General features: G+C 54.3%; 4 protein-coding genes. All 4 read right to left on the bottom strand.

Going from position 1 to position 10461, the window contains the following annotated elements; genetic code table 11:
- Positions 1 to 395: 395 nt before the first annotated feature.
- The 4 genes from OEV49_16590 to OEV49_16575 all read right to left on the bottom strand — a co-directional run bounded on the left by OEV49_16590 (position 396) and on the right by OEV49_16575 (position 10343).
- Positions 396 to 536 (bottom strand): hypothetical protein, encoded by a 141-nt coding sequence (locus OEV49_16590; GenBank protein MDH3892683.1) that lies wholly within the window; start codon positions 534 to 536, stop codon positions 396 to 398.
- A 602-nt stretch (positions 537 to 1138) separates the two neighbouring features.
- Positions 1139 to 2431, bottom strand: coding sequence for an amidohydrolase family protein (locus tag OEV49_16585; protein ID MDH3892682.1), 1293 nt, complete (start codon positions 2429 to 2431; stop codon positions 1139 to 1141).
- The gene (locus OEV49_16580; GenBank protein MDH3892681.1) at positions 2431 to 5526 is read right to left on the bottom strand and encodes an amidohydrolase family protein; all 3096 of its coding nucleotides are present in this window, start codon (positions 5524 to 5526) and stop codon (positions 2431 to 2433) included. Before OEV49_16580 ends, OEV49_16585 begins: the two co-directional genes overlap by 1 nt.
- Before the next feature lie 209 nt (positions 5527 to 5735).
- Positions 5736 to 10343, bottom strand: coding sequence for a T9SS type A sorting domain-containing protein (locus OEV49_16575; protein ID MDH3892680.1), 4608 nt, complete (start codon positions 10341 to 10343; stop codon positions 5736 to 5738).
- Positions 10344 to 10461: the final 118 nt, after the last annotated feature.

The raw sequence follows: 10461 nt of genomic DNA, 5'->3' as shown, positions 1-10461 counted from the left end.
CTGATTGACTCATTTAGAGATGAAAAAAGCTGTGAAAGAATAATCTTTACTCAAGTCAAGGAACTTAACCGAAAACTCAAACCAAACCCTAATTCACAATTTACACAATAATCCTTGCACTACCCTGTAAGAATATTCGCCTAAACGCCTGCTGAGAGCGGCAATACGAGGTTCGCCCGAAGGGTATTGTTGCTCCATGGTCGCCCACATCACAGCTATGCGCCATCAGATGTAGACTTGTAGGTCAGTCCCGTAGGGCAAGCCTGCCCTTAGAGACCTGCCGTGACAGGAGCGCAATCCTCCTGACCTACTCCTCCCGGTTGACGAAACGACGAGTCGGGGCCTGTTCCCGCCGCAACCTTTGGTGTGCCTAAGCCCTGATCTTACGACACAGGTCAACAGAAATCGGGATGTTTGCAGAGTTGGCCCTCAGCGGCCAGCGCTTCTAGGTCCGTCACCAGTGTGCAACTATCAATCCTGGGATCAAGCATGGATTGCCACACAAGTTTGATGGACCCAGTCAGTTGCAGAGCCATCTGCAGGTTTTCCATATTAATACTTGGGTAGTGAATCTTGGCCTTCTGGGCTCTACATGACCATATGATTTCCCTGTGCCTTGATGGAGATCGAAACTCAATAAGGGACTAGTATCGAACCCTAACAAGTGCAATATCGCATCGCCAATTGCGACGGTGTGAGTATGAATCGAGTTAAGTGTCTCCTTCCCCTTCCGACGATACACGTTGGACTCGTTCATAGTGCTTGCCGCGCGCTGTTGGCTTTGTGATTCGCCATAGATCTTCCCACTCTTAAATGTGTCTTCGAACCGATCCACGGCGTTCCGAATGAGAAAGTCCGCCTCGACGGCCTCGGTCAACACTCCGAGTTGCTCTTTTTCGCTCAAGTTTTCTTCACAAGAGGATACGATGATCCTCGACAACTCATTGATCTGTTCAACCGGGTCACCGTGGAATCTGGGATTCCCTTCGTTTGTACCCCAAAAGAGCCCTGCAAACCATGCTAGATACCCGCCCACAACATCACCTCCTATGCTAACGTACTCGAAGCGCCGTCCTGATTACCTCGCTTACATCACTAATGAAGCTGCTGATTCCCTGATGGCTAGCCCGGCGCAAAGTCAATGCTGCGACTGTCGGGCGCGGTATTTTTGGTACAGCTCGACGTGCCGCGAGTTCAAGTCGACCTCTTTGCCTTCTATAAACTCGTGCGTTACGGCATTAGTCAACACATCCATGATATCGCCACGCGATACCACCAGCGTGGCTTTCTTGCCGACTTCCAGTGAACCGAGATCGCCCTCCACGCCCAGAATCTCAGCCGGGCTCAATGTCAGAGCACGAAGGGCAACGTCCGGGTCCAGGCCGTACCCGACGGCCTGTCCGCCCTGGAAGGGAAGGTTCATCGTGCCGGTGGCGCCGGAGCCGCTGGAGATACAGAATTCAACGCCTGCGTCTGCCAGCAGGCTGGGCAGACGATACGGTAGGTCATAGTCATCATCTTCGCGCATCGGCGTCGAGTGAAGGTTGGAGAGGATAACAGGTATATCGTTCTCAACCAGCAGGTCGGCCAGGCGGTAAGCCTCGCTACCGCCGACTAACACCACGCGAATGTCCTGTTTCTTGGCGAAAGCTACTGCCTGTTCGATCTGTCTGTATTCACCGGCATGGATGAACACCGGCATCGATTTTGAGAACACCGGCAACATGGCTTCCCAGCGTGTGTCCACCTCAATGTCCGGGTTTGCCTGTTTGGCCAGATAGTAAGATCGGGCAGCGTCAAAAGTATCGCCAAGACGTTTTCGGTTTTTGGCGTTTTCCTTCTTCTGTTCGTCGGCTGTTTTCTCCATCCACCAGGCATTGACGATTCGTTGGCGCGGCCAGTTTACATGCAGGCCGACATTGAGTTTTTCCGAGGCATCCTCTGAGTTCCAGCCGTCCAGGTTCATCAGACTGGATCGTCCGCTTATGATCCCCCCCTGCGGCACAACCAGGGCTGTGGTGATACCATTGGCGCGCACCGTGGGGATAATCTCAGAATCGGTGTTGTAGGCAATATGGGCCATCACTTCGGGATGGACCTGGCCTACTTCTCGCAAGTCGACTGTTGCCCGAACCGCTCCGATCTCCACCAGCCCCAAACCGGACCAGGGTGCGATCAGGCCGGGGTAGACCTGCTGACCGGACACATCGATCACACGACCGCCCGGCGGGAGAGCCAGGTCCTTGCCTATTTCCGTAATACGGCCGGCGGCAAACAACAAGTCAGTCGCTTCCAGAACGCCGTGACTAACTGTATTGAGGTCGCCTCCCTTCAATAGTATCGGCTGCGACTGCGGACGGCCCGGCACATAGTCGTGGGCGGAAGCCGTGGACAACAGCGTCAGAAACAAAACAACAAATAGGGTCCGCATCAGTTGACCTCGCTTTCCAGGCTATATGCTCCTTCGGGGTGATCGTCCCCTTTGCTTTCCGGTGAGTACTTGGATTCCCTGTCCGACAACTTGGTGATCTTCTGAATCAAACCGTTCTTTTCTTCACGAATCCGGGCGCGTAGCAGCCGGTCGACTTCGATATCAAAATACTTCTTACCGTCAATCCACGTCTGATGTGGTTTACTGTACATCGAAAGGGGAGGACCGTTCCAGATGACAAAATCGGCATCCTTGCCCGCCTTGATACTCCCGATCCGATCATCAACGCCCAGGACCCTGGCCGCATTGATCGTGACCATCTTGAGCGCCTCGACCGGATCAATGTCGCCATACCGGATCGTCTTGCCGGCCTCCTGGTTCAAACGCCGCGCCATCTCACGACTGTCGGATTTGATTACAGTCAGTGCGCCCCCTTCATGGAGCAGCGCCGCGCCGTAGGGGATAGCTTCGTAGACTTCAAATTTGTAAGCCCACCAGTCTGAGAAGGTGCACACACCCACGCCCGCTTCGGCCAGTTCGCTTGCAATCTTGTAAGCCTCCAGCCCGTGTTCGAAACTCCGGACCTGAAAACCGTACTCTGCGGCCAGTCGGATTAGCATCAACATTTCCGATTGAACGTAGGCATGGCAGGCCACCGGCATGCGCGAGTTCAAAACCTCAACCAGCGCCTCCAGTTCAAGGTCGCGCCGGGGCGGGACGGTCCGTGACCGGTCCTTTTTCCCGAGTGCATCATATTCTGAAAGCGATGCTTCGTACTCGCGTGCGGCTTGAAAAGCATCGCGAATGATCGCCTCGGCACCCATGCGTGTTTGGGGATACCTTGTGCGGTAGCGTTCACCCCAGTTGCTTTGCTTGACATTCTCTCCGAGGGCGAACTTGATATGGCTCGGCACGTTTCGATACTTCAGTTCTTCGTCGGTGCCGCCCCAGCGCAGTTTGATCAATTGAAGCTGTCCGCCGATAGGATTTGCCGACCCATGCAACAGATGTGACGCCGTCACACCACCGGCCAATTGCTGGTATATGGCTATGTCGTATGGATTGACTACGTCGGCAATCCGCACTTCACTGGTGATCGCCTCGGTCCCCTCGTTGACGTCTCCGGAAATGGCAATATGCGAGTGGGCATCGATTATACCGGGGGTTACGTGCATGCCGGTGGCGTCGATCACCGGCACGTCGTCGGCTGCTTTCAAGTCGACCCCGATTTCTGCAATTGTGCCGCCGCGTACCAGGAGATCAGTTCCCTCGAGCACGCCATCGCTCTCGGCTGTCCACACCGTGGCGTTCTTTACAAGAACATCTTGTTGTTCGGGCGCCTCAACTGGTGCATACGCTTTGTTTGGAAAGGTGAGCTTCGACAAGAGTTGTTCGGGGTCGACGCTTTTGGATGTGTCCCGCTCCGCCACGTACTCGTTTGTTCGGTTGGCCGTCCACTTCTGTCTCGTCCCATCTTCAGAATTCATCCAACCAACCAGCGTTCCGTCCTCAAACCTCCCAGTGAACCGCAGCAAGCCGCCGGAACCCAGGGTGTCGAGCCTGATTGAGAAATTAAGCTTGTTGTCTTCGGAGGAAACGTGTTCCAGTTTGAAGGACTCATCGCCCCGGCCGTATTCACCTTTGAGCTTTGACTCGGTCCCCGTGAACTTCAGCCTGATCGACATGGTGTCCAGCCTGAGCGCATATTCGCCTCGCATGTCTGCGGCCGGAATCGGTTTTAGTTCGTGCTCTTTTCCCTCTATCCAAACCGAGTGGATGGTAGCATCTTTATCAAAGACGTCTCCATCACAAATCAAGAAATTGGCCAGCTTACCCGGTTCCAGGCTGCCGGCCATTTCTCCAATACCACACAGCTCCGCCGGTACCGTGGTCAGCGCGGCCAGTGCCTTTTCTTTAGGTAGGCCACGGTCGATCGCCTTGCGGACATTGGTGAGAAACTCGGATGTTTTCTTCAGCCTGTGGGTACTGAGTGCGAAAGTGATCTGAGCGTCGTTGACCATCGCGGCATTGCTCGGCGCTGTTTCCCAGTGACGCAACTCCGCCAGGCTGAGATCGAGTTCATCTTCGATGGTCCGCACCTTGGGCTGCTTGGGAAAATTGAGGGGCAGAATCAGAGATGCGCCGGTTTGCTTGATCTGCTTCAGAGCGATGTACTCACGACCGCTGCCGACATGTACGATTGGAAGGCCGAACTCTCGCGCCACACGGTCGGCACGCACCAGAGATAGTTCGTCGTTCGTTTCGAAAATCAGTGTCCTGTCCTTGACAGCAGCCAACGCTTCCAGGGCGGCGTTGAACTCCGGTTTGATCTGGTTCGGGTTCAGGCTGTATGCGGCGTGCGCGTCAGTATACCAGTCGACGTCAAGGAACACTTGTCGCAACAGAGCAATACTGCCCATCAGAGAGCCAGGGACCTCTTGCTGAGAATTGCCCTTGTCAAACGATGCGCCATGCCAATGATGCGGCCGTAGAATCAAGTCATTGGGCAGTCCCTCGCCCAGACTGGCCACGAATGACCGCCCTCTCAGGATTCCGTCGTGCTTCGTCGACAGAACGGCCGTGAATCCCTGTTCACGCAGTTCCTTGGCCGCTTTGTCGTCCGGACGAAACTCGTCAACGCAGTTATTCTCGGCATGAATCGCCGCGTTCCAGGCTGAGCCGCCAACTCGATCTCGGGTATACTCTGGTGATGCCTTTGATTTCTTCTTCGCCTTCTTCTTTGTCGGCAGGCCGTAGTCGGTGAAGGCATCGATGAAACCTGGGTAAATAGTGCGACCGCGCAAATCGATTACGGTCGCGCCGGCCGTGTCCTGTATATCACTGCCGACAGCGGCCACCCGCCCGTCCACAATGTAAAGCGAGCCGGAATCAAATGATTGCCGGGGTGACACTACAATCCGAGCATTGACAAGTAAAACCTTGTTGGGGGTCTTGTCTCGGATGCCGTACTCGGGAGTAGTTTGGGCGAATGAGTCGGCTGCAACGGCGATAGAACACAGACATACCACCGCCGCGAGGAACAGTTCGTACACACTTGTGAATCGGAAAACTGACGACGCTCTTTTGGTCAACATGGAAATCCTCTCTGAAGTTGCGCAGGCCCAGTTTGGCGCTAAACATTAGCCCTATAGATAAGTCAGAAAACCGGATCAATCAACGGGTTTTTGAGCGTTTGTCGGCCCGCAGGAAATAACGGTGAGAAACTCGCTGTCGACATTTGACGCATGAAGAAAAGGACAGCACTTGCATGCTGTCCTTTCGCGTTCGTGTTGCGTAAAAGATGTCATTTCAGCAGTAACATCTTTCGAGACTCAGTGAAACCTTCGGATGTCAGACGATAAAAGTAGATTCCACTACTGAAAGAAGATGCATCCCAGGTGACAGAGTGATCCCCGGCTGTATAATCACCGTCGACCAGTGTCGACACCCGTTGCCCCAGAAGGTTGTACACATCCAGACGCACCGATGATGCTACCGGCAAGCCGAAGCGAATCTCGGTGCTGGGATTGAATGGATTGGGATAGTTTTGAGCCAGGCTGGTTGCAGATGGCATTACGCCTGGCTCCGATGGCCGGTAGGAAATACCGGGAGTGCCGGGCGGTATCGATCCGGAGGCCAAAGAACGACCGTAATTCACATCGCGCAGCAGTTCATACGCTTCCAAATCGTTGTCTTCTTCAGAATCGTAAATCAAGCCGCTTGTGTAAACCAAGACCTGACCGACTATGGCGCCATCATCAGCGATCTCGTTGAAGGTCGCCAGTTTGTTTGATACTATATTCAGAAGCGTTGCGGTGAGTTCTCGAATAGCTGCCGCTCGGGGATCGAGTATCACGTTTCCGAGTGTCTGGCTTTCGGGCTCACGATTGTACATCATTATGGAATCATCGTGTACTTTCGGCCGGCTGCCCCCGAGAAGTCTCAAGAGAGCGGCTACTTTGCCTGATGAATTGCCCGGATAATGTTCACCGAAGATCGGGATGGGATAGGCACGATTGTTCTGGAAATGCCCGTACATCAAATCAACCATGAGAGGAAACCGATAGCGCATGGTCAAACTGTCAGGTCCGTTCCCGTACTTGACACGTGAAACGGCGCGTTTCCAATATGCGGACGACCGCTGAGTTGGTACGATTACCATCGGCTCCAGATTGAACACGGCGGTGTCCGCTTCACCCGGAGTGATGATACACTCGAACTCCTCCAAGTCCGGGATGTATCCCAGGGGTGGAATCACCGCAACGGTGTAGCTGCCTGTTTTCACACTGTCGAACGAGCACATTCCTTCGGAGTCAGTACAACCGAGATGCACCAGTGAATCCAGACCATCGTACAGATCGATTGATATTCCCTCCAAACCGGCTCCGTTGTCCGACACGACAAGGCTTCCATAAACAATATATCTGAAATCGATCTGCGTTATTTCGCCGACGTTCGCCTGCAAGGTCAGCCAGGTGCCGGTGCCTACATTTACATCATTGACGTAGATCATCCAGGAATCCGGATCGTATCCTGGGGGAGACTCCATCGAAACGGTGTACGTACCGGCAGTCAGGGCCACCAAAGAGTAATAGCCCTCGGCGTTCGAGTAATCATAATCGCCGCCGCTAATCGATACCAGAAGCCCGGGCAACGGCGTAACTCCCTCGGCAACGTATCCGCACAAAACTACGGCTCCTTCAAATGCGGTATACTCATAGGCAGTGGTGGTATGCGCCTGGGGAATCAAGGCCGCCTGGCTGGGGTCTCCGGTGTGATATACCATCAGGTCCTGTAACTGGTAGGGGCCATCCAGCAAGGTTCCGAAGATGTAGCGACCATCGAAATCCAGGGAAACCGATGTCGGTACTCCGGCTTCAACCGGGGCCCACGCCGACGCCCACAGTATGGTTTCGCCATCCGGCGCCACAAGCTGGGCGTTGGCCACGGCCACGCCGCCATCGGCGCACGTTACCTCCACATCGACAGTGAGCAGGTTGTACAGACCGTTACCGTCGGTATCCACCCCGTAGTCGGAGTAGCTACCGGTCAATGCGATAAGCGGCGCTTCTGGCCGCTCGAATGACATATAGCTGTAGGGATTGGTGGTGTAGGCATCCCTGTAGTCATTCAGTACCGACCCATCAGCTTTTTCCAGCACAATGTAGCTCAGCACGAAGGGGCCATCATTTCCATTCTCGTAAATCTGTGTGCCCTCGAAATCCAGGTTGATGGTGTCGGAGCCTTTGGCCATAGCAAACGCGCTTTCGGTGAAGCCAATCTCGTTGCCGTCACCGTCGGCCAGCCAGGCCGACAGACTATAATCTCCCGCATCTTCAACCGTGACAATACAGCCTACCCTAAGCAGGTCGTACAATCCGTTGCCGTCTATATCCTGCCCACTGTCGAAATAGCCGTCCATCTTGCCCTTCTTAGGCTCGAAGTCGAGGTAGTTGTAGGTTGACGTCATGCACTCATTGCCAAAAAGTGGCGTTCCAAGGCTATCGTAAATGATGGTGTTGATCTGAAAGGGTCCGTCCAGTTGGGCGCTGTTGATTTCTTGCCCGCTGAACCACAATGTGACAAAGTTGACACCAGGAGCGAGAGTTGCGCTGCCCGTCGACTCGGCGATGAAGGTTGTATCCGAGGCGATGAATCCCCCGATTTGACAGCTCATAGCTTTGGATGAGTTTATCGATACTTCTACCGCCAGATAATCATACAAGTCGTTGGCGTTGGTGTCAACAGCGGCGTCGGAGCAGGCGAAACTTCGCGCCGGTATCTCGCCGAAGTTAAGGTGGTTGAGGGGTTGTGTCTCGCAGGTCAGTGTGTCAAGTAGAGAGGAGGAGGAATCCATCAGAAGCAGCTTGATCTGTAAGGGCCCATCATAGGCATGTCTCCAGATATCCTCTCCGCTAAATTCGAACATGACCGTGTTTGTTCCAGCCTCCGCCACAAAACTACCGTTGGCAAACGTCGACAGGTTCATCGACGAGCGGGCACTGACCATCTCATCGCCGTCGTAGAGGGTGGCAATCACGAGAACAGAATCGTCCACCGTCAGTTCGACATCGGTCCACACAACGAGGACATTGGCGACACCATCGCCGTCGGTATCGATGGCTGAATCGGCACAGTTCCCCACGAACCAAGCCGCACCATCACCGCCGGCCCCGCCCGTTGCCAAGCCGCTGAGATCGGCCAGCATTGGTCCCCCCTCGCCGCATATCTCCTGCGGTGGAGATGTATAAGGTCCGTCATAAATATCGGTGAGCCAGGGGTGATTACCCGCCGCCCACTGAACGTAATTGAGGTATGTTAGATAAAGATAATAGAACGTGCCGCCCGGTGCCTCCGCTGAACAGACCTGGACTACTCCCGAGCTTGGATTGTCTACGCATACGGTCTTATTCCACGCCACATAAGTCGAATGTTGCTGGTACCGTTTTCCAAACGTCGGATCGTATAAATAGGACCCACGGCGACCGACCTGATGCATCCCAAAGGACCAACGGTCGCGAGTGCCATACGAGCTCCCTAGTTCGTAAGCGTTGCCGGGTAAACCATCCATCGAGCTGTTACCACTGTGGGTCACGAAGCCGGTGTTGTTCGCACCGTAATGTCGATCACTGGGCTGCGTACCGTTAACCCCCAAAACTTTGCAAAGGAAATCCCACACATTGGCAAAATCCACACAGTTTCCCTCGGATGACTGATCATTGACCAACTCAACCCAGCGCGTTGCCGACCCATTGTCCCGGTACAGCCAACCGCTCTGAGAGTAAATGCCCTCGGCCATTATAAAACATGCCGTAGCGTCGTCAGATGCACCTGCGCCCCAGGAGCAGGCCTTTTCAAGGAAGATTTGCCCCTTGTTATCACTCGGGCCACCGCGCAAGATGACATAGAACTCGCTCAGGTCCACAACCTGTGTTCCAATAATATCAAAGCCGTTCTTGAAAGTAAACTCCAGGTTGACGCTGTATTTCCCAACCGTCGAGGGGACCAACAAATCAACCGTGCCGGTCAGTCCATCAAACCCCTCAATACCCATCGGCCCCAGGCCTCCGGTTTGCCCGTCGATTTTCCACAGGCACTCCGTTCGCAGGTCGGCCGGAGGTACATCCGGATATGATCCGAGGATTACGTGAAGATCGAATTCACGCGGATTCTGCGAACTATTGATGGCGTCGGCGATCGGCTTCTCTGTGGTGTTTCCCATCGGGTTACCGTCGCCGTCGTATGCTTGTTGCCAGACCGGGTTGCCAACAGACGTGATTCCGACATCCTGTGATATGCTGATCTCTCGGACCTTAATCGTACTCGACTCCACCGTCACCGACTGAGTGTGCGCATCGCCCCAGGTCCAGCTATATGCGCACGGATCATTGGGATCATAATCCCAACCCAGGTTGGCACGAAGCATAGTTGTTGCCACCGCCCCGGGGGGAACGGTAACCTGCGCCACGGCCGTCATGGTACCCTGATAGTTAATCCCGACATAGCCGGACAGGGCCACATCCATGACCCGTTCGTGGCTCTCCCAAACCTCATCACCATCCCAATCGATCCAGGCATTGACGTATTCCGGGCTGTTATCGTACTCGGGACAAGGAGACCCGGATGTGCAGCCGGTCGGGTTCGCAATCCAGATGTTGACAGTGATGGTCATCGTCTGATCAGTTTGAATGGTCGTAACACTGGCGATAGATTCATATTGATGGCTGCCCCCATACGATGGGCAGTAGCTTCGGTCAGAGTCGTAGACATCGACAGAGTCAGGTGGACCGACAGGCGGTAGCGATCGACCGCCCCAATCGCCATCATCGGCATGCAAGATGGGGCAAAGAAGAGCACACATGATGAGCGTAACCACCCACTTAGCTGCTGCTGACGGTTTTCGCTTAGACATAGATCCTCCTGAAGTAATCGGTGATAGTTACTCTGTTTGGCATCAACGGTCGTCCACACTTAGCTGGTCGAATTGTGTTTCAAGATTGACGGAATATCAGCCCACAAGTGCGCTCCTG

The sequence above is a fragment of the Candidatus Zixiibacteriota bacterium genome, assembly GCA_029860345.1.
In the GTDB taxonomy this organism is placed as follows: domain Bacteria; phylum Zixibacteria; class MSB-5A5; order GN15; family FEB-12; genus JAJRTA01.
The sequence above is the reverse complement of the archived record's forward strand: the minus strand, read 5'-3'. Positions and strand labels throughout refer to the sequence as shown.